Here is a 20322-nt window from a genome sequence, read left to right as displayed (position 1 = left end):
AGAACTGAACTCTGAAGTTTGTTATCAAGGCTTGCGAGGCTTTTGAAGCGAGGAGTTTACTAAAGTAAATGACTGGCTTCAAAAACAAGCAGAACGCTGATAGCAAGCTACAGAGAAAGTTCTATCCTCCGAAGTCGTCAAAGGAAACATTCTCTGGCGGAACTCCCCATTCATCGCACATTTTAAGCACGGCCTGGTTCATCAGCGGAGGTCCGCAGAAGTAAAACTCAATATCTTCTGGAGCTTCGTGCTTCTTGAGGTAGTGGTCGATCACTGCCTGGTGAACGAAGCCGGTAAACCCATCTCCATCGTCATCCAGATCTTTCTTCTCATTCCAATTATCTTCCGGCAGCGGCTCACTGAGCACCACGTGGAATGAGAAGTTTGGAAACTCCTTTTCAATTTCTCTGAAGTGATCGAGGTAGAAAAGCTCTCGCTTCGAACGACCACCGTACCAGAAAGAAACCTTTCTGTCGGTTTTCAAGGTGTGAAAGAGGTGGAAGAGGTGAGAACGCATAGGTGCCATTCCTGCACCACCACCAATGTAAACCATCTCAGCGTCAGTTTCTTTGATGAAGAACTCACCATAAGGTCCTGAAATAGTCACCTTGTCACCAGGTTTGCGACTGAATACGTAAGAAGAACAAATTCCGGGGTTCACGTCCATCCACTTGTCCTTGTTGCGATCCCACGGAGGAGTCGCAATACGAATATTCAGCATGATGATGTTACCCTCTGCTGGGTGGTTCGCCATGGAATAAGCTCTGAAGATTTCTTCATCGTTCTTCATTTTCAAATCCCACAATCCGAACTTGTCCCACTCAGATTTAAAGTCCATTGGATCTCTTTTTAGATCAGGGTGAGAGGTAATATCAAAGTCTTTGAAGTCTACTTCAATAGGAGGAACGTCAATCTGAATGTATCCACCCGCTTCGAAGTCGAGATTTTCGCCTTCCGGCAATTTCACTACAAACTCTTTAATGAATGAAGCCACGTTGTAGTTAGAAACCACTTCGCATTCCCATTTCTTAATTCCAAAGATCTCCTCTGGAATGCGGATTTTCATGTCATCTTTGATCTTCACCTGACAACCTAATCTCCAATTGTCGGCAATCTCTTTACGTGAAAAGTAAGGAGCCTCGGTCGGGAGGATTTCGCCTCCGCCTTCTAGCACCTGACACTTACACATCGCGCAAGTACCACCACCACCGCAGGCAGAAGGCAGAAATATCTGCTCGTTACCCAGAGTAGAAAGAACTGTGTTACCAGCCGGTACCTCAAGTGTTTTTTCATCATTGATAACCAACTTCACATCACCGCTAGGAGTGAGCTTGGCTTTGGCAAATAGTAGAACGGCAACCAGGAGTAGCGTTACTACCATAAAAACCGCGATTGTAGCCAGAATTGTAGTAGTCATATCTTTTTGAAATTCTTTTCTCTATTTAAAATGCCTCTTATCAACTATAGTTCAAAGCCCATGAAACTCATGAAAGCGATCCCCATTAATCCTGTGATAATGAAGGTTATGCCTAGTCCTCTCAAAGGAGCTGGAACGTTCGAATAGCGAATCTTTTCACGAATTGCTGCAATGGCAACAATTGCCAAAAGCCAACCAACTCCAGAACCCAGTCCGAAAACTGTAGCGTCACCAATAGTAGTGTACTGTCTTTCCTGCATGAAAAGTGCTCCACCAAGAATAGAGCAGTTTACCGCGATAAGCGGGAGGAAGATTCCCAGTGCACCGTAGAGTGCAGGTGCGAATTTTTCTACAATCATCTCCACCAGCTGCACCATTGACGCGATAACAGCAATGAACATGATAAAGCTCAAAAAGCTCAGATCAACTGAGGCGAATGAAGGGTCTACCCAGGTCAGTGCTCCTTCCTTGAGAACGTAGTTTTCAAGAAGGTAGTTGATTGGAACTGTGATTCCGAGAACGAAAACCACAGCAAATCCCAATCCGACACCTGTTTTTACAGTTTTAGATACTGCCAGGTAAGAACACATCCCGAGGAAATATGCGAAGATCATGTTCTCCACAAAAATCCCTTTAACGAAAATACTCAACTGTTCCATGTTGTATTGTCTTTATTAAATAGGCCGTATGGCTTATTCGTTTTCTTCTTCAATCAATTTTTTGTTTCTGCTTCTTTGAATCCAGATGATTATTCCTACCGTCACAAGAGCCATAGGAGGGAGGATCATCATGTTGTTGTTCATGTAGAACCCACCTTCAGAAATCATCCATGAGTCTGGAATGAAAGTGTATTGCCCAACTCCTGGAAAGCTGATTGCTCCAGATCCGAAGATCTCACGAACAACAGCTACTGCAAGAAGAATCCAGGCATAACCCATCGCGTTTCCAATCGCATCGAGGAATGAAGGCCAGGCCTTGTTACCGAGGGCAAAAGCCTCTAGTCGTCCCATAATGATGCAGTTCGTAATAATCAACCCGATGAAAACCGAGAGCTTCTCGGAGATGTCGGGCAGGAATGCACTGAGGACTTCATCAACGATAATCACCAAACTGGCAACTACGATGAGCTGTACAATAATTCGAATTCTACTTGGAATGATGTTGCGACACCATGAAACAATCAGGTTACCGCCAATCATCACAAAAATCACCGAGAGTGACATGATCACCGCTTGCTGAACCTGCACGGTAATCGCAAGAGCTGAACAAATTCCGAGTACCTGAACAGTAATCGGGTTAGAATCGTCCAACGGATCGGTGAGTAATTTTCTGTTTTTCTTAGAGAAGAGAGGTTCTTTTGGTTTTTTAACCTCCTCTTTTACTTCTTTTGCTTCTGTACTCATAGTCTTCTCTTATTCAATTGAGGTCATCTGACCGTTTGATCTCAAATTTTTAAAGTACTGGTTGTATAGGCCGAAAGTTCGGTCCAGCATTTCAGTAACACCGTTACTGGTGATTGTACCTCCAGTAATTCCATCTACCTGGTGGTCGTTTCCTTCGAGAGCTCCTCCTTTACGAACAAGAACTGAAACCATTTCTCCTTCTTCGTTCAGGATCTCCTTTCCGTCAAACTGTGACTCGAAAGCATCTGTGTTGATTTCAGCACCAAGTCCTGGAGTTTCTCCCTCGTGGTCGAAACTGGCTCCGTAAATTTCATTGAGGTTAGATTCGAGAGAAACAAATCCCCAAATCGGTCCCCAAAGTCCTTTTCCAACCATCGGTACAACATAATATTTCTTACCATCCAATTCGGCCATGTAGAGCGGGTAGAATTTCTCTTCATCGCTCAGGGCCTTGTCTCTGAATTGCTGTCTAACATTGATGTCGAAGGCTTCGAGTTCTCCTTCTACTGGCTCACCCTTGTGGTTCAATACCATTGTGTTGGAGATGTACTCTTCAAAGAGTTCTTCCGCATTGGATCTGTCGGCATCGAGCTTAAGTGCATTTAGGATGTCGGCCATCTTTTTAACTCGATCGTTTTTCTCCTGCATTGGCTTCAGCTTCATTGCAGTGAACGATAGAATTCCTCCGACAATTATCACCATTAGTACGGCAAAGAGTATCGTAAATCCTGTACTGTTCTTATTTATAGCCATAACGTTCTTTTATTTTTATGCAGCTGCAGTAGCGAGCTTCGCACGTTTTTGTCTCTTCTTGATATTTCCCTGAACCACGTAGTGATCGATCATTGGAGCCATTACGTTCATAAACAGGATTGCCAGCATGATGCCTTCAGGGTAGGCCGGGTTCACCGTTCTGATCAAAATAGCCAAAATACCAATGAATAATCCATACCAGATTTTACCTGCTTTGGTCTGTGAGGCAGTCACCGGATCGGTGGCCATAAACACCACACCGAAAGCAAATCCTCCGAGAACCAACTGATGGTACCACGGGATCTGAAGGTAAAGGTTGTCTGGGAAATAAGCCGGTCCAATCCAGTTGAAGATCATCCCCATAATTGCACCGCCAATGGTAGCGCTAAGCATGATTCTCCAGCTTCCAATTCCTGTGATAAGTAGGATGGCTGCTCCAATCAAAATCATCAAAACTGATGTAGACCCAATCGATCCTGGGATCCAGCCCATGAAAGAAGCCTGGAAAGAGGGAATCAAGTCCATGGCACCTTCGAAGGCGTTGGCAAGGGGAGTAGCTCCGGTGAATCCGTCAACCATCGTCCCTGCTTCTGTACTCGCTTTTGAAGAGCTGTAACCAGTGTGAATCCAAACATCGTTACCCGACATTTTGGTAGGGTAGGCAAAGAATAGAAATGCACGAGCTGTAAGGGCAACGTTCAAAATATTCATTCCCGTTCCACCAAATACTTCTTTACCGATAACTACAGCGAAGATTGTTCCCACTGCTACCATCCAGAGAGGAATATCAACTGGCATGATTAGAGGAATAAGCATCCCCGAAACAAGGAAACCTTCGTTTACCTGGTGCTTATTGATAATGGCGAAGAGAAACTCAACACCAAGACCTACAGCATAGGCAACAATCACAATCGGTAGAACCAATGGAAGTCCGAAGAGGAACTTGTCCCAAAATGTAGGGGAGTTACCTTCACCTATCCAGGCCGCCATTCCAGCGTCAGAGAGGTTGATTGCATATTGGTGACCTGTGTTCCAGATTCCAAATAGCAAACATGGGATGAGTGCAATTACAACGGTAAACATTGTACGCTTGAGATCAATTCCGTCTCTCACGTGAACGCCATCAGACGATGTGGTGTGTCCTGGAACAAAAGCGAATGTTTCCAGGGCATCGTAGGCAGGATAAAACTTTTCAAGTTTTCCACCTTCCTCAAATTGAGGCTTTACGTTTTTCTCAAGAAATTTGTGAAGTCCTTTCATTACTTCTGATCTATTTAAATTCCTCCATAATAGTATCGAGACCTTCTCTCACGAGCTTCTGCACCTGAATTTTTGATGTACAAGAATATTCGCAGAGCGCGAAATCCTCCGGTGCTACTTCGTAAATACCGAGATTCTCCATCGACTCAATGTCATTCACAATGATTGACTTAATCAACTGAACCGGGTAGATATCGAACGGGAATACTTTTTCGTATTCACCCGTCATTACATATGCACGCTCTTCACCATTTTTGTTTGTGTCGAGCTTGTATTTTTTTCCGGGCATGAGCCAGGATGGGAATGCACGAGAAAGAGAGAATTTGTTGAATCCCGGGGCCAGCCACCCTTCCGTGAGGAAAAATTGTGGTTCATCACCTTCTGGAATTACAGTGATTTGATTGCTGTAAAATCCTAGGAATCCATCTTCAGCGATTTTTGTACCGCTCAGGACATTTCCACTGATAATGCGATTGTTGCCTTCGGTGAGGGCGCCATTCAAAATGTTTTTGAGATTACTTCCCATCCGCATTTCGTAATACTTCGGATTTTTCACCTCCGAACCTGTGAGTGCTACAACCTTGCGAAGGTCTGTTTTTCCGGTTTTCATGAAACGTCCGATGTTGATCACATCCTGTGGATCGAGATACCACATCACATCGCCTTTGTTGATTGGCATAATGTGGTGGATTTGAACACCCACATTGCCTGCTGGATGAGGACCGGAAACACTGTTCACAGTGACACCTTTCATGTCTTTTAGTGCAGAAGTTCCCTTTTTGATGTTTAGGTGAACTGGGGCACCATCAGCCAACTTTACAATGGCATCCAAACCGAGCTGAAAAAGCTCCTGATTGTCCTGGATAACGAAGTCTGGGTCTGGCGCAAGCGGACTGCTATCGAAACCGGAAATGAAAATAGCTCTTGGCTTATCTTCAGGATCGGCAACTACAGAGAACGGACGCTGACGAAGCATAGGCCAAAGACCAGCTTCCAACATCGAGTTAATCAGCTTTTCACGATCTACAGACTTAGGGTCGATTGCCCCAAATTCCTTGAACTTCAGCTCCTTGTCCGGAATCACTCGAATCTCCATGATTCTGCGCTTTGCACCGCGCACCACTTCTGCAACTTCACCACTCACTGGTGAGCAAAAGATGATGTTGTCTCGTTTCTTATCGTGAAATAATGGACTGCCGGCTTGAACTTCATCGCCCTCCTTTACGTCCAATTTTGGAGTAAGTCCGTGAAAGTCTGGGGGCTTGATGGCGAAGACATCAGATTGTGCTGCTTTTTCGAGCGATTTTTCAGCTTCTCCAACCAGCTTGATATCCGCACCTTTTTTAATCCTTACTGTTGTAGACATCTTGTGATAATGCGTTACTTTTGGAGTGCAAAAATAAATATTTGTTAACCATATGGCGGGACAAAGATAATCTTTATCCACAATTTAGAATGACTTTAAACAACAATCTCAAGCCCTTTAAATCCGAGTGTTTCAAACTACCTAGTCTACTGTTTTTTGCACTGTTTTTCACATTGTTTTCCTGCGGCTCATTAGAGCCTTCAACTCAAGCAAATTCGAGTTCAAATGACGATACTGATTATGTCTCGGAAAGCCAGTCTATCCGGTTTCAGGATTGGGTATATGTAGACAATATTCGAACGGATCAACTTTACGGAAAAGGAAATCCACTTTCGTCTCCATATTTTGAACTTGGCACTCCCGGTGGTGTGGAGCTTTCTTTTGACGACATGGATGCGGATTTTAAAAATTACTACTACACAGTCATTCACTGCGATGCCAATTGGTATGAAACAGACATGCTTCCTTCTCGCTATTTGAGAGGATTTCGAGAAGCACCTATAGAAGATTTTGAGTATTCCTTTAATACATATGAAGAGTACACCAATTATAAACTCGTTTTTCCAAACCAGGAAATGGGAGTGAATGTGTCTGGAAATTATTTGCTTGTAGTTTATCCACAGGGACAACGAGAGAAGCCAGTGTTGACAAAGCGGTTTGTCGTTTACGAACGCCTGGTGGACATTGGAGCAAATGTGAAGCAGCCAACAGTTGTTTCCGAAAGAAAGTATCAACAGGAGGTCGACTTTACCGTTTACCACAAGGATTATCCTATTAACAATCCTTATACAGAGTTGAGCGCCTGCGTTTTGCAAAACAACCGCTGGGACAATGCCGTGATGAATCTTCAGCCCAAATTTGTGAAACAACAAGAGCTGGTTTATGACTATGATGTGGAAACCACTTTTGACGGTGGAAACGAGTTTCGAGAATTTGATCTGAAGAACTTAAGGTACTCTACTATTCAGGTAGACAGCATCAGAATAATTGACGGAGAATACCACGCTTATTTGCTGCCGGATCCTGTGAGGCGTTGGTCTCCTTACCGCTCCAAGGCGGATATCAACGGGAGGTTCCTGGTGAAAAATGACATGGGAACCAGCGATCGTGCAGAAGCTCACTACGTAAACGTACACTTTACTTTGCCCTACGAAACGAACGTGCCTAAAACCGATTTCTACATTTTCGGTGGTTTGTCAAATTTTAATTACCGGAAAGAATTCCGAATGAAATACGATCATCAGGAGAAAGCATACAAGGCAACGCTTTTACTCAAACAAGGCTACTACAACTACCAGTACATCATGCTTTCAGAAGGCGAGAACTACGGTGATCTGAGGCCTGCAGAAGGCTCACACTATCAGGCGCAAAACGAATACACCATTTTTCTTTACAATAAAGAAATGGCTCTTGACTACGATCGGGTAGTGGGCGCAGCTTTCATCGATGCCTTTGAAAATTAGACCTTCACGATCAACTTTTTTGAGTTTTGTCTTCTTTTCTTGCGGTTATTCTCTATAATTGTAAGAAATGCTATGACATACAATGACTTCAGAACTGGTAACAGCGGGCGTAAAAATTACGGTTAAGGCACATTTCGAAAATGAGTTTTCAGTGCCACTTGATGGCCGTTACATTTTTCTCTACTTCATCACTATCGAGAACCAAAACGACTTTTCGATCAAGCTGATGGACAGGGAGTGGAATATTTTTGATTCGAACTGGGAACACCGAACCGTGAAAGGGGAAGGTGTAATCGGAAAACAGCCGATAATCAGAAGTGGCGAAGTCTATAGCTACTCTTCAGCCAGCGACCTCACCACAGATAGAGGCAGGATGAAAGGTTGTTACCGAATGTTGAATGTGCGGGAAAACAACTTTTTTAAAGTCACCATCCCAGAATTCTTGCTGGAAGCACCTTTCGCTAAAAATTAGTTCTGGTTTTACTACATCGAAGTTTGTAGCTTGCCAAGTAGGAATGCCCCTTTTGCCATTGATGTGGATTCCTCCTGTACATTGGCTTTTATCCTTTGCCTGCTGTAACTCTCAATGGTGGTTGTCTCAGCAATATTTCCCATTTGGTCGTCCATTGTGAAAGAGTCCGTGTTGATTTGAGTTGCGGTCACACTTCTCTCGGCTTTTACTTCTTCTTCTTCCTGAGGCTGCTCAATTTCCGCCAGCTCATCAGTTGATTCTTCGTTCTCAGATCTTGCGGGAGTTATTTCTTCTTCTTTCGAAATTTCTGAATCCGCTTGTGGCCGGATGTTCTCCGTGTTTTTTTCCGTTGCGTCAGCAAGTTGCAAGTCCTTCACTGCATCTTTTTCCACATCCTCGTTCACCTCAATTTCTCGATTCTGTGCTGTTTCGGTAGCTGTCGGCTCTGGTTCACTCAGTGGTGGTAGTTCTTCCAGTTCTTCTTCCTTCTCGGTAGAAGGCAGTTCCTTCTCTGAATCATCCCTAGAGTTGTCATTTGACTCCAGGTCTTTCTCTATATCCCGAGCTTCACCGGCTTCTTGTTTCTCTTCTTTCGATTGTTCCTTGTTGTCGGCAAGCAACACTTTGTCTGCATTCTGTTGGTTAAAAAAGAACAAACCACCAGCAATCAGAACAACAGCAACAAGCGAGTAGGAGAGAACCGGCTTTCTGTTGAACGGCAGAAAAATTCCGTTCAGCCAAATTTTCCAGGTAGCCGTTTTCTCCTCTTCAAATTCACGCATCAGTTTGCGTTTTGTGGAGCTTTTTGGCTTCAGAGGTGAATCGTTACCGGGTTGCTCCACAATCGACAAAAGAGTTTTTCGCATGGAGGCATACTCTTTGGCCGAATCCATATGCTTGAGTACAAACTCTCTTTCTTCCGGGTAGAGTTCCTCGAACTTCTTGTTGAGCAAAAGTGACTCGAGGTCTTCAGGGTCGTATTTAAATTTTCGTTTCATCTTCTTTTCAGGTTTTTAATAAAGCATCCAGCAAATGATTAGTAAAACGGCATTGATCGCTTTCTCAAAGTGTTTGAGCTTACCGTTGAGATACTTGATGGTGTAAAAAATCCGCGACTTCACAGTGCCTTCGCTGCATTCCAGTGCTTCGCTGATTTCTTTTATCGACAGATCTTCGCGAAATCGCATTTCGAAAACTGTCCTTTTCTTTTCGTCCAGTTCGTCCAGAGCCAGTTCGAGTTCCTTGTCGAAGTCCTGCCGGTCCATGCTCCGAATGGCTTCAGATCCATCTTCTCCCATAGCGTTTGGCGTGTCCATGTTTACGGTGTTCTTTCGAACTTCCTGTTTGCGGTATTCATTTTTGCACATGTTGTTAGCAATGCTGTATAGCCAGGTTTTAAAGTTTCGTCCTGGCTGATAGAGGTGCGGTTTGTGGATCAACTTCATAAAAAGATCTTGCATAAAATCTTCGGCCTTTTCGCGATCCTTCCAAAGCATCCGGAAAAAATAATTGAGTAGCGGAGCAGAGTAGCGATCATAGAGTTCTGAGAAAGCTCGCTTTTCCTTTTCGGCCACGAGTTCCATCAGCTCTTCGTCTGTCATGCTTTGATATTTCTTGCTGAACAAACTCATTGGCCGTTTTTGAAAAGTTCAGGAAATAGAGCCTTGTAAGGCGCCAGGTCTTTCCGTTTACGCTCCGGGCCATTCTCCGCCAAATACTGGTCTAAGAGGTAAAGTGGAAACTGATAGTTCGCATTCAGCCCCTTGGTACTGGTGAAATGTTCGAGCTGAAAGTCAAACCAATTCTTCATCAGGTCTCTGGGAGAGAATTCTTTTTGGTTCACAAAAACGAGTCCCGCACAGTTCAACCGGTTTTGATGCTGTTGTAAAAATGCAGGAGGGAAGGTTAGCGCAATAGAAACAGGATGCGTTCCTTCGTTCATTAAAATATTATTGGCGTAATGATATTCGTTACCATTTGGAAGGTTTGGCAACGCGAGTCCCAATCTTTCAAAAAGCTCTTTACGCAGCTCTGAATTGTTAAGCCATTCGATATTTATGACGACCACATCGGTGCGGAAGCCTTCCAGTTCCTGCCAAATCAAAAGCGGAAATGTGTCGGAGTTTCCGTGAGTCAGCAGCACACCGTCTTTTGGCACCGAAACCAGCACGTTGCGATTGTATTCCATCTCCACTGCACTAAAAAGTTCTTTGGTCGCCAACTGCTGGAGTTTATTCCTGAGTCTTTCACTTTTGTTTTTCAGCTTTAGATAGGCGATGTAATCGAGTTCCACCTCCTCCGAAGAGCTTTTTTGATAGGCATTTTCAAGGTGTTGGAAGCTCGGTTCTGAAAAAGGATCCAGTAAAAACCGGGCATAGTCGAGTTGAGCACTGTTCGGAACGTTTTGAGACATTTCAGAAATAATCGACTGAAGCTCTTGTTTTTGGCTTTCAGTGCGGACCTTCATCTTGTTTTGGTAGTGCGAAAAACGTTCAGCATCAAACCAGTTTAGCCAGGCGTTGGCATTCGAAGCGTTGGCTCTTGCCTGGTTTTCCCACTGATCGGCCAATGACTCAAACTGACGGCTATCCAGGTTTTCACTTTGAAGAACATCCGCGGGCGCGATCAACGACTTTTGACTTTGCGACTGCGACCAGCCACTGACAGAAAGCCATAAAAGAACAAAAGTCAAAGCCAACTGAAACAAGTTTTTTTTCATGAGATCGAAATTTCTGACCAGCAGTACACCGGACTTCCCGTTTGGTTCAAATATCGGACAAAACTTTGCCAGACGGTGACTGTTGTTGTCTTTGTTGAAGAATGACAAGCCCAACATATTACTCACAGGTGCCAATGGTTACATCGGGATGCGACTCTTGCCGCTACTTGTAGACCGCGGCTACTTTGTCTATTGTTGTGTCCGTTCGAAAGATCGATTTGACTTTAAGCCTTCTTTCGAAGGTAACATTGAGCTTGTCATTGTCGATTTCCTTAAGCCTGAAGAATCTGAACCACTTCCAAAAGACGTTGACATAGCCTATTATCTCATTCATTCGATGACAGCGGGATCCAACGACTTTGATGAACTCGAAAGCCAGGCTGCTCGAAATTTTGTCAAAATGGCTGAGAAAGTCGATTTAAAACAAGTAATCTATCTCACGGGGATAGTGAATGATGAGCATCTGAGCAAGCATTTGCAGTCGCGAAAAAATGTGGAGGAGATTCTTTTCAACTCAGATCTTCCTTGCACGGTGCTAAGAGCTGGAATCATCGTAGGCTCCGGTAGTGCCTCTTTCGAAATCATGAGGGATCTGATCGAGAAATTACCTTTCATGATTACACCGCGATGGCTCAACACGAAGTCGCATCCAATTGCAATTCGAAATGTCTGCGACTTTTTAGTCGGGGTGATGGGCAGAGAAGACTGCCTCAACGAGGCTTTCGACATTGCCGGCCCTGAAGTTCTTACTTACAAACAAATGCTTCTTCAATTTGCCGAAGTGAGAAATTTGAAGAGAGTAATTGTCACACTGCCGGTGATGACCCCAAGACTATCGAGCTACTGGCTCTATTTTGTCACAGCAACTTCGTATCCGCTGGCCGTAAATCTGGTGAATAGCATGAAAGTGAGTGTTGTTGCCAGAGACTACAAGCTCAAGGAAATGCTCGGTATTCGATTGATTCCTTACAAAGAAGCCGTGAAGCTAGCCTTCAACAAAATTGAACAGAATATGATTCTCTCTAGCTGGAAAGATTCATTAGTGACCAGCACGAGGCTTTCCAACTTGAGTGAATTTGTGGAAATTCCGAAACATGGAGTTTTCCGTGATATCAAAAAGCTCAAGCTGAAGCCAGGGAGCGAAGAGCGAGTAAAGGAGAATATTTTCTCAATTGGTGGAAATCGAGGTTGGTACTACGCGTCATGGTTGTGGGGCATTCGGGGATTTCTTGACAAACTAGCCGGAGGAGTCGGCCTGAGGCGTGGTCGAAGAAGTCAGAGTGAGTTGGTTTCTGGTGATGCTCTCGACTTTTGGAGAGTGCTGGTAGCAGACAGAGAGGAAGGGAGGCTCTTGCTCCTTGCAGAAATGAAACTCCCGGGAGAGGCCTGGCTCGAGTTCAACATGTTTCAGAAAAATGGCAAGTCCTATCTAAAGCAAACTGCCACTTTCAGGCCGAGTGGAGTTTTGGGCAGAGTCTACTGGTGGTTGGTTTTCCCTTTTCACATCTTTGTTTTCAATGGCATGATCAACAAAATCGTTCGGCATAAAAATCCCTGAGCTTTCCCATCGAAACACTCCGTTGACGAAAGCCTTCACTTTGAATAACGTTCAATTAACTTTTCATTTAACCTCTTTTGGTTGATTGCCGTTGCAATTAAGTTTTTGCAACTGCATGCCGGAATCAGCCAAACAAAACTTCGATCCTTTAGACGTTGAGCTCTCAAAGCTTGCCAGATCTATCGCCCATCCTGTGAGGATCATGATTTTGAGAAAACTGGCTTCAGAAAAATCGACCATGGGCAGTGAGCAAATCAAGGAGATGCCCATGGCTCCGTCAACTGTCATCCAACATCTCAGAGACCTCAAAAAAGCCGGTCTCATTCGTGGAAAAATCTTTGGTTCAAATGCCGAGTTTTGGCTGGTTGAAGATCAACTCACAAAAGCCGTGAGCTCGTGGGTGGAGTTTTCGTCTCTCTTAGAGCAAAAGCCGTCATCTGGCTCAAAACAATAATCCTTCGCAATCGTTTTCAGAAGGTGGCCGGTATTGGCTATTTTTGCAGGCGAAAATTTTCAGACTATGGATCCCGAAAGACTCAAAAAAATAAGAGCACAACTCAATGAAATGCACTCGTGGCCATCGATGTACATGTTCAAGTTCGTACTCCCATCCGACAGTGGTCGCATCACTCGCCTAAAGCGCATATTTGACGAATCGGCTGAGTTTAAAATGAAAAAATCTAGAAAAGGAAACTACACCAGCATTACGGTTAGAGAAATGATTATGGAGGTAGATATCATTTTTGAGCGCTACGAAGAGGCAAGCAAAATCGAGGGAATTATTTCGCTCTAACAATTAAAGAATGGATACGCTAAGAAATTTTTTGCTCGTGTCGTTAGTCGTTTTGCTGGCGGTAATCCTTTATAAGCGATTGCTGAAGAAAATGGGAGCGAATAAGGCTAAACTGAAATACACCAATTTCATCTCAATCGATTCCGGTGCTGAAAAGGTCAACATCAAAATTGAGGTTCCAGAAGCCGAACAAGTGACTTTATCTGTTTACGACAAAACGGATAAGTTGCTGGATACTGTGAATGAAGGACAAGTTGAAGCTGGCGAACACGAGTTTTCGTGGACAAAGCCTGAAAACGAAGGTGGTCAATTTTACTGCCTGCTAAAAACCAGAAATCAGCAAGCTACCCGGTACTTTTCGTAATTACGAAATTCAATCACAAAAAAAGCCGCTTGTCGAAAAGACAAAGCGGCTTTTGTGTTTTTAAACCTTCGAACTAAACACCTTTCCAGGTGATCTCCTGCTGCTCAGTGGTGCTGTTTCCACATGGATCGGTAGCTGTCCACTTCCTGATTATTTTTTTCTTTTGTTCGATTTCTTCCATCGTGATTTTTACTGGCTTTCCGCTGTTGTCGGTTGCAGTAAGCTCAGGAGCAGTAGGGATTTCCTCTGCTGATGAAACGGCAAGATTGGAAGGCACATCGTCAAAAACGGGAGCTTCCGTGTCTAATAAGTTGATGTATTTTTCGGCTTTGGCTTCGTTGCCGCAGTCATCGGTAAACTTGTAAGTTCTAACGAGTGTGCCAATGCAGCCACCCGAGAATTGCTTGTCCTCAATTTCGACTTTCACTTCCCCGCATTCGCTAGTAGCGTTCACAGGTTTTATTTCATCGAGGTTGTTGACATTTGCCTTTGCTTTCCTTTCGTAATCCTCAACCATGATTTGGCTGAAAGCTGATAATCCGAAGAAAAGTAGAACTATGGCTATTGCTGATTTTTTCATGAGTCTGAATTTTTGATTAAGTATGAATCAATTTCTATTCCACATCAACGAATTTATGCCATTGATGTTGGGGGAAACCTCACAGAAAGATACAAATGTTAAAGTTTTAGGCCAAGAGTTATGTAGAAACTTCGTCCGTCTGAAGGGATGATTCCCGGGCCGGGGTAGCCAGTAGCTCTGCGGGTGAAGTACATTTGATCGAACAGATTATTGACTCCAGCACCGAGCGTAAAGAACTTGTAGTTGTACTTCAGGCTCAGGTCCGAAACCCAATATGCTGGGATTTCACCTACAATCGCGTTAGGGTCTGCTTTGAAGCTAGCATTTGTGGCATCAGTAAACTGTGAAGCGATGTAGCTAAACTGGTAAACCAGATCAAAAGACTTGTAATGAATGCCGCTTCCGGCTTTCAGATTCACCTGCGGAACAAACTCTACCTTTTTACCTCTCACAGAGCTGTCATCCGAATTTATGTATCGCGCATCAATCAATGCCAGGTTCACAAAACCAGTCCAACGCAAAGCTCTTTCTGTTTTGGAAAACAAATTGATAAAGTCTGTTTCTGCGAAGATTTCTGCGCCAATATTGCGCGCATCGGAAATATTGGTTCTTAATCGAATCGACTGCCTGCCCAGAATCGGATCGTCTTCGGAAGTGAGCAAAAGACCAATCCTGTCACGATACTGCAGGTAGAAAAGCGATGCATCGATGTAGAACTTTCCTTTCACGTTTGCACGAATACCAAGGTCTGCGTTCATTCCACGTTCATCGCTGATGTTTTTATCCACGCGCTGTTTGGGATTCTGGATATGAATGTCGCTGAAGTTGATTGCCCGATAATTTTGCGAAACGTTGCCGTAAAGCTCTACAGTTGGCTTGAGGTCGTAAGCCACACCAATTCCCGCAAGCGCAAAACTTCGTTCCTTGCTGTTTTCCTCAAAAATTTGTCTCGGATAACCTGGAAGCACATTGCCAGCACCATCTCTTTCGGTCAATGTGTAGTAGCCATCAGATCCTGTGTTCAGGTACTCGAATCTTAAGCCTGGAGTGATGCTCAACCTCTTGGTCACGTTGAAAACGTTTTCGGCAAACAAGGCTACGTTTTGATTTTCGAAAGTGTAGTCCGATCCTTCCAAAAAATCTTCAGAAATGTAATAGAAATCGGGGCCGTAGCCATCGTTGGCAAGTCCCTGTCGGTTTGTGGTTGTTCCGTTGTAGAGTCGGGCTCCAGCCAAAAGAGTGGAGGGAAGACCTCTAAAATCGTAGCGGTGTTTTACACGAAGTTCTGATCCCCAGTTTTTAAACTTTCCCGAAATCAAATCGCGCTCTTCCAGAGGATCGGTGCGAGAGATCAACCCAAGGAAACCGAGTGCATCACGACTCGCCATAAGTCCAAAGTTTCTCCAATTGATAGAGGTCGAAGGCGAAAGCTTGTAGTCGAGAGAAAAAGCTGCGAGGTTCCAGTCTACCTTGAACCAGTTTCGCTCGCGTTTCGATTGTCTGGGGTCGCGATCAAACTCGGTGTCGGTGAGGCCTCCCGGTTGCTGAGCAATGTAATTGAGTTTTGTAAGGTCGAGTTTCAAGCTCAGCTTTTCATTCACCTGATACTGAAATCCTCCAAAGAGATTGTTTGATTCAAATTGTGAGTTTTCGCGCCAACCATCTCCACTCTTGTGGTGGTAGTAGGTGTAGTAGTTCAATTTTCCAACCTGACCACCAACACTGTTGAATGAAGAGAAAAGACCAAACGAACCGAGAGTTTGCTGGCTGTTGACACTGATTTTTTTGTCTTCGGGGCCGCGTTTCATTTTGAAGTTGATCATTCCGCCAAACTGTGGTCCGTATTGGAGAGATGCAGCACCGCGGACAATCTCAATCCTATCTAATGCCTGCACCGGTGGCGTGTAGTAAGCTTCCGGGTAGCCAAGCGCATCAGCACTTATGTCGTAGCCGTTTTGACGCGTGTTAAAATTGGAAGTTCTGTTTGGATTAAGGCCTCTACCGCCTATCCCGAGCTGAAGTCCGGCACCGTCACTTTCCCAAATGTTGAGACCGGCAACTTTGGCATAAACCTGCCGGCTGTTATTGGTCGCAACGTTGGCTGTGATTTCTTCCAGTTCAATCACCTCCGATTTTTTTCCTGCGTAAATCGCCATACCCTCCACCGGGCTGAGCTTAGTCAAACCAAATCCGCTCTTGTTGTCTCCAACAACTACAGCTTCGTTGAGTACAAGAGGTTTCAGACTTACTTCAAGTTCAAGGTCTTTTTCCGTAACCGAAATTTTTAATTCTTTTCTCTCAAAACCCAACGCACGAATCGTAAGTGTGTAATCTCCCTGAGATAGCTCAATCTCAAAGGTGCCTTCTTCATCGGTAAAAGCCCCGTTGCTAGTAGAGGCCAAAACTGCAGCTCCAATAATTGGCTCATGAGAGTTTTGATCTTTCACAGTTCCCGAAACGGTAGTTTGGCCGATGGCATTCACCGAAACAAAAAGCAAAAGCGCTATGGCAAACAGGATTCTACTCATATGACAAAATCCAGTTTTTGTGAGCAAATCCCTGCTTCTTTTCAACTAGGTTCACGTCCGGGTCGATAAATGGTCGGCTTCCCGAGCCGTTGAGTGTAGCGTAACTTTCAGCCTTTACCTCAATGTTTTCAAATCCTTGCTGTCGATAGTCTTCGGCAATCCAATGCGCCATTTCCAAAATCATGTCTGGCTGCATCGACATCTGTTTTTCCTGAAGCGGAGTAAGGTACTCGCTGTTGTCGACAATGCCAGATTTTCCAGTTTCTGGGTCCGAAACATGGAATGTAACGTACCCTGCTTTTTCCATGAGCATCACGCGCCATGAGAAGCGGTAGCCTTGTTCGTTCCAAAACAGGTCACCAGGATAAAGCGCGTAGCGAAACGGCAGCAAAATTTGCAGAGCAAAATGTACAGCCAAAATCGCGGTCACCATGCGAGGAGTGGACTGTAGTTCTGAAAAGGCTTCAGCAGATTTAGTTTCCTCGTAGCTGGCGCCAAAAAGTTTTTTGTGGATCTTCTCGTGCCAATTTGCAGAGAAAAAGATGAGTGTAGAACCGATCATCACCCAGGGGAAAATCCCGATCTGAAACAAGCTCCAGGTCATTACGTGAAATGCGATAACAGCAGCGTATGCAAGTAGCCTCGACTTTTTCCAAAGAAGAAAAAACGGAATCAGAATGTCGTAGAGCATGCCAAACCAGCTGAAAAAATAGGCCGTCCACTCATAAGTCAAGAGCTTACCAAAAATCGGAAGAGAAGATTTGCCCGGAAGCCAAATTTTTAGTGGCATCGCTCTGAACAGCCAGTCTGCATTGATTTTTGCGATACCTGCAAAAAAGTAGACCATTCCGAGTTGCAGTTTGAAAATTGCGATGTGCCAGCTTCGCGTTTTTACTTGTCGCAGCTCTGGCTTTCTCCAAACATCCACCGAGAGGAAGCGATGAGCAGGAACGAGGCAGAGCAAAAATGCCACGATGCTCACAAAGTAGTAGTGATTCAGATAGGTTGTTTTGTCGATCAGTTCTACGTAAGTGAATGAAAGAAAGAACAAAACACTCGACACACGATAAAAAGCTCCGAGAGCGACCCCAAGAGCCGACAAGAAAATAACCCCGAAAACGAGATACATTCCAATTCCCGGTAGAGGCTCAATCCAGTCGAAACCGTAGTAGCTAAAGTGGTGTGAGGGGTCGATGTAGAGCTTCTTAATCCAACCGTAGTAGGCAAAGCGAACAGCACCAAAAGCCATGATGACACCGAATATCATCCTAAACGACACAAGGGGAGCGATACTCCCCTTATTGTTTAGATATTTTTTCAGTGCGTTCAAATTCTACTTTATCAAAGATGCTTTAATCGCCATCGTTGTCTGTGAAGGTGATCGAGACTCCTAGTGCTGAAGGCATGTCTGTTTTGAGTAAAACCACCAGCGCTTGCAGCTCATCGTAGCACTCCTCAACCGTGGCTGGTTCTTGCTCAATGGTTGCCGAAAGCGGATCGGGCAAACCTTCCAGTTGAGCGAGTCCACTGTTCATTTGCTCCTGAATGGCCTCATCCAGAAGTTGATTGCTCGGTTGGTGAAACGCTTCAGCATCGTTGAGCAAATCATCCAGTCCGCGGCCATCACCTCCCTTGTAAGTCTCGACTATCGCAAGCATGTGTTCGTGAGCGAGCTCTGCTGAGTACCCTCCGTAGTAGGCTTCGCAGCGATCGGGTAGTGGCATTCCGAGAGTCAAAAGCCCCAGCGGAAGTGCAATCCGCTCGCGCTTTATCATCTCGTAATCCTTGTTCAGTTCGTTCACCAAAAGACTGAGCGCGCTACCGGCTTGAGTGCCGGTGTTCTGAGCAAAGTCATCGATGTAGCCGTTGTTCCACTCGCTGCTCACCGAAATCGCATTGTCACGAATCTTTTGGGTGAGTTTCAGCAGATAGCTTTTTCGCTTCCCTGCCAGTCCATCGCTCGTAAATAGATCAATGATCTCCTGATCGCTTTCAGCAACTCCATTGATTAAAAAATCGATTGACGGATAGCCACGCTCATCTGCGCTTTGAGGATTGTCATCTGCTTCAATTCGCAACTGAATGTCTTCCACATCAGCTGGAAATGTGTTGGTGTTAGCTCGCAGCTCCAAAGTATAAGCAGGGCCAAATTCAAAAGGAGAGCAATACTGCCAGTCGATCCAATTCTCTTTTAATGCGACTCTCAAATCAGACAAAGTTTGCTGTTCCGGAGTATCGGTGAAACTCAGCGCAGCGTTGTGCAAACCCGAACTGCTCAAATTCCACTCGGCATAGGCAGGAGCGATAATCGCTTCGCCCATGTGACGCATCGTTTCGCTGGTTTCCACCATTTGCTCAGTGTCATCGTCCTCACGGTCGCAACCAATAAACAAAAGGGAAATAGCAAAAAGTGCTGCGATAAACTTGGTCGTCTTCATCATAGAGCGATTGGTTTTTTAGATGTCTGCCAATTCTGCAAGCGTGATTTCTGTGTTGTTCACTAGATATCCGATAGTGTTCTCAATGTCCTCAATCGTTGTCTCGTAGAAATTGTCTCCCATGTAGTCTCTTGCAATTTGCACCTGATCTGGCGAGAGGTTGTATGGCGCATTGTGCAACAAGTTTCCGATGAAAGCATAAGCCTCAGAAAGTTGGTGGCATTTGATGGCTGGATCCATCATGTTTTGCGTAGCTCCTTTTAGGTAGCTGATGGCCGTTCCTGCAACCACTCGGTGCCACTGCAATCTGATTTCGTCCATCTCAATTTGAGCTGCTCCAAGGTCATCTGCAGAAATATTGGTGCGAGCTCCAATGAAAGCATTGAAAATAGCTTCGTTGGTTTCGAGCGCATCGTTTCTTGAGTTGCAGTACTTAGCGTGGAAACGAGCGTTCCCTGGGTTTTCGAGAAAATCTTGTGGTGCACCAAAGTAACCGAATGCCTCGTCAAACTTGTGCTCCATTTCTGTGTAAAACTCACCTTCCAGAGTAGAACTGTTGTCGTAAGCTCCGTCTTCAACACCGACAATGTAAGTTTCAATTGCCTGGTAGTAGAACACATCGCCCATCAATCCTTTTTCGATCAACTGAGTGTATTCAAAACCATTTGCGTTGAGCAAGTATTTCTTGTCTGGGTTTGCAGTACTGGTAACTACACCGGCAGTTCCGTTGCTCCCTTCTGAAGAATTCACTGAAATCATAGCTAGTGAATCCATGTAAGCTTCATAGAGGTTCACTGTTCCCAAAAAGCACTTGTTTTTTAGTTGTTTTCCAGCTACCGCGGCTTCACTTGAAAAATGCGTGCTTCCGTTTCCGTTGTTGTTTGAAAACATTTCTTTCATTGTGGCTGCATCTACCGAAATGCCCGGAGTGTTAGCTTCCTTCATGTAGCTTGTCAACTCTTCCATTTGATTGAGACGAGCAATTTGGCCACTGTAAGAAACTGTCAAATTACCCTCTCCATCGGTAAAGCAGTACTCGTTGGCCTCACAATTTACCCCTGTATCTACATTTTCTTCAGGAGTGTTTTCATCATCCTTGCTGCAGGCGGTCAGCATCAAAGCTGCGCTCAAAATCCCTACTGTCCACTTGTTGATCATCTTTAAATTTATTTAGATCAGTTCTTAATAGAATTAAATTTCGGGGCAAA

At 44.6% G+C, this 20322-nt stretch carries 20 protein-coding genes; 6 read left to right on the top strand and 14 right to left on the bottom strand.

Going from position 1 to position 20322, the window contains the following annotated elements; genetic code table 11:
- Nucleotides 1-121: 121 nt before the first annotated feature.
- The 6 genes from nqrF to ABHV44_RS10355 are packed head-to-tail and all read right to left on the bottom strand — an operon-like array spanning nucleotide 122 to nucleotide 6199.
- Nucleotides 122-1417, bottom strand: coding sequence for an NADH:ubiquinone reductase (Na(+)-transporting) subunit F (gene nqrF, locus ABHV44_RS10380; protein ID WP_459074622.1), 1296 nt, complete (start codon nucleotides 1415-1417; stop codon nucleotides 122-124).
- A 44-nt stretch (nucleotides 1418-1461) separates the two neighbouring features.
- Nucleotides 1462-2076 (bottom strand): NADH:ubiquinone reductase (Na(+)-transporting) subunit E, encoded by a 615-nt coding sequence (nqrE, locus tag ABHV44_RS10375; RefSeq protein WP_459074621.1) that lies wholly within the window; start codon nucleotides 2074-2076, stop codon nucleotides 1462-1464.
- A 33-nt stretch (nucleotides 2077-2109) separates the two neighbouring features.
- Nucleotides 2110-2820, bottom strand: a complete 711-nt coding sequence (locus tag ABHV44_RS10370; protein ID WP_459074620.1) for an NADH:ubiquinone reductase (Na(+)-transporting) subunit D — start codon at nucleotides 2818-2820, stop codon at nucleotides 2110-2112.
- A gap of 9 nt (nucleotides 2821-2829) precedes the next feature.
- Nucleotides 2830-3573, bottom strand: coding sequence for an NADH:ubiquinone reductase (Na(+)-transporting) subunit C (gene nqrC / locus ABHV44_RS10365; protein WP_459074619.1), 744 nt, complete (start codon nucleotides 3571-3573; stop codon nucleotides 2830-2832).
- Nucleotides 3574-3588: 15 nt separating this feature from the next.
- On the bottom strand, nucleotides 3589-4833 hold the full coding sequence (locus ABHV44_RS10360) for an NADH:ubiquinone reductase (Na(+)-transporting) subunit B (protein ID WP_459074618.1): 1245 nt from the start codon (nucleotides 4831-4833) through the stop codon (nucleotides 3589-3591).
- Between the two features lie 10 nt (nucleotides 4834-4843).
- Nucleotides 4844-6199, bottom strand: a complete 1356-nt coding sequence (locus ABHV44_RS10355; RefSeq protein ID WP_459074617.1) for a Na(+)-translocating NADH-quinone reductase subunit A — start codon at nucleotides 6197-6199, stop codon at nucleotides 4844-4846.
- Between the two features lie 89 nt (nucleotides 6200-6288).
- On the opposite strand from ABHV44_RS10355, the gene ABHV44_RS10350 reads away from it, so the two are divergent.
- Nucleotides 6289-7662, top strand: a complete 1374-nt coding sequence (locus tag ABHV44_RS10350; protein WP_459074616.1) for a type IX secretion system plug protein — start codon at nucleotides 6289-6291, stop codon at nucleotides 7660-7662.
- An 82-nt stretch (nucleotides 7663-7744) separates the two neighbouring features.
- A complete protein-coding gene (gene apaG, locus ABHV44_RS10345; protein WP_459074615.1) occupies nucleotides 7745-8134 on the top strand; it encodes a Co2+/Mg2+ efflux protein ApaG in 390 nt (129 codons plus the stop codon).
- An 11-nt stretch (nucleotides 8135-8145) separates the two neighbouring features.
- Here apaG and ABHV44_RS10340 read toward each other — a convergent pair whose 3' ends face one another.
- From ABHV44_RS10340 to ABHV44_RS10330, 3 genes are read right to left on the bottom strand one after another with little or no spacing between them, the layout of a single operon-like run.
- Nucleotides 8146-9132 (bottom strand): hypothetical protein, encoded by a 987-nt coding sequence (locus ABHV44_RS10340; protein WP_459074614.1) that lies wholly within the window; start codon nucleotides 9130-9132, stop codon nucleotides 8146-8148.
- Between the two features lie 15 nt (nucleotides 9133-9147).
- A complete protein-coding gene (locus tag ABHV44_RS10335) occupies nucleotides 9148-9735 on the bottom strand; it encodes an RNA polymerase sigma factor (protein WP_459074613.1) in 588 nt (195 codons plus the stop codon).
- A gap of 26 nt (nucleotides 9736-9761) precedes the next feature.
- Nucleotides 9762-10853 carry a hypothetical protein gene (locus ABHV44_RS10330; RefSeq protein ID WP_459074612.1) on the bottom strand — a complete coding sequence of 364 codons (1092 nt, stop codon included), beginning with the start codon at nucleotides 10851-10853 and terminating at the stop codon, nucleotides 9762-9764.
- Nucleotides 10854-10944: 91 nt separating this feature from the next.
- Here ABHV44_RS10330 and ABHV44_RS10325 point away from each other — a divergent pair, with 91 nt between their 5' ends.
- The 4 genes from ABHV44_RS10325 to ABHV44_RS10310 all read left to right on the top strand — a co-directional run bounded on the left by ABHV44_RS10325 (nucleotide 10945) and on the right by ABHV44_RS10310 (nucleotide 13568).
- The gene (locus ABHV44_RS10325; protein ID WP_459074611.1) at nucleotides 10945-12411 is read left to right on the top strand and encodes an SDR family oxidoreductase; all 1467 of its coding nucleotides are present in this window, start codon (nucleotides 10945-10947) and stop codon (nucleotides 12409-12411) included.
- Between the two features lie 115 nt (nucleotides 12412-12526).
- Entirely contained in the window at nucleotides 12527-12865 is a 339-nt protein-coding gene (locus tag ABHV44_RS10320; protein ID WP_459074610.1) for an ArsR/SmtB family transcription factor, read from the top strand.
- Between the two features lie 66 nt (nucleotides 12866-12931).
- The gene (locus ABHV44_RS10315; protein WP_459074609.1) at nucleotides 12932-13204 is read left to right on the top strand and encodes a DUF493 family protein; all 273 of its coding nucleotides are present in this window, start codon (nucleotides 12932-12934) and stop codon (nucleotides 13202-13204) included.
- A 10-nt stretch (nucleotides 13205-13214) separates the two neighbouring features.
- Complete coding sequence (locus tag ABHV44_RS10310; RefSeq protein ID WP_459074608.1) at nucleotides 13215-13568, top strand: FlgD immunoglobulin-like domain containing protein; 354 nt, start codon at nucleotides 13215-13217, stop codon at nucleotides 13566-13568.
- A gap of 73 nt (nucleotides 13569-13641) precedes the next feature.
- On the opposite strand, the gene ABHV44_RS10305 is transcribed toward ABHV44_RS10310, so the two are convergent.
- From ABHV44_RS10305 to ABHV44_RS10285, 5 genes are all read right to left on the bottom strand, one after another.
- Entirely contained in the window at nucleotides 13642-14148 is a 507-nt protein-coding gene (locus ABHV44_RS10305; protein ID WP_459074607.1) for a hypothetical protein, read from the bottom strand.
- Between the two features lie 98 nt (nucleotides 14149-14246).
- The gene (locus tag ABHV44_RS10300) at nucleotides 14247-16676 is read right to left on the bottom strand and encodes a TonB-dependent receptor domain-containing protein (protein ID WP_459074606.1); all 2430 of its coding nucleotides are present in this window, start codon (nucleotides 16674-16676) and stop codon (nucleotides 14247-14249) included.
- Entirely contained in the window at nucleotides 16669-18006 is a 1338-nt protein-coding gene (locus tag ABHV44_RS10295) for an HTTM domain-containing protein (protein ID WP_459074605.1), read from the bottom strand. Before ABHV44_RS10295 ends, ABHV44_RS10300 begins: the two co-directional genes overlap by 8 nt.
- 22 nt (nucleotides 18007-18028) lie before the next feature.
- Nucleotides 18029-19117, bottom strand: a complete 1089-nt coding sequence (locus ABHV44_RS10290) for an imelysin family protein (protein ID WP_459074604.1) — start codon at nucleotides 19115-19117, stop codon at nucleotides 18029-18031.
- A gap of 15 nt (nucleotides 19118-19132) precedes the next feature.
- A complete protein-coding gene (locus tag ABHV44_RS10285; protein ID WP_459074603.1) occupies nucleotides 19133-20272 on the bottom strand; it encodes a DUF4856 domain-containing protein in 1140 nt (379 codons plus the stop codon).
- Nucleotides 20273-20322: the final 50 nt, after the last annotated feature.

Origin of the sequence: Halocola ammonii, assembly GCF_049334165.1 — a bacterium.
Lineage (GTDB): Bacteria > Bacteroidota > Bacteroidia > Flavobacteriales_D > Sanyastnellaceae > JBEGHD01.
This window is presented reverse-complemented; position numbering and strand designations above follow the sequence as displayed.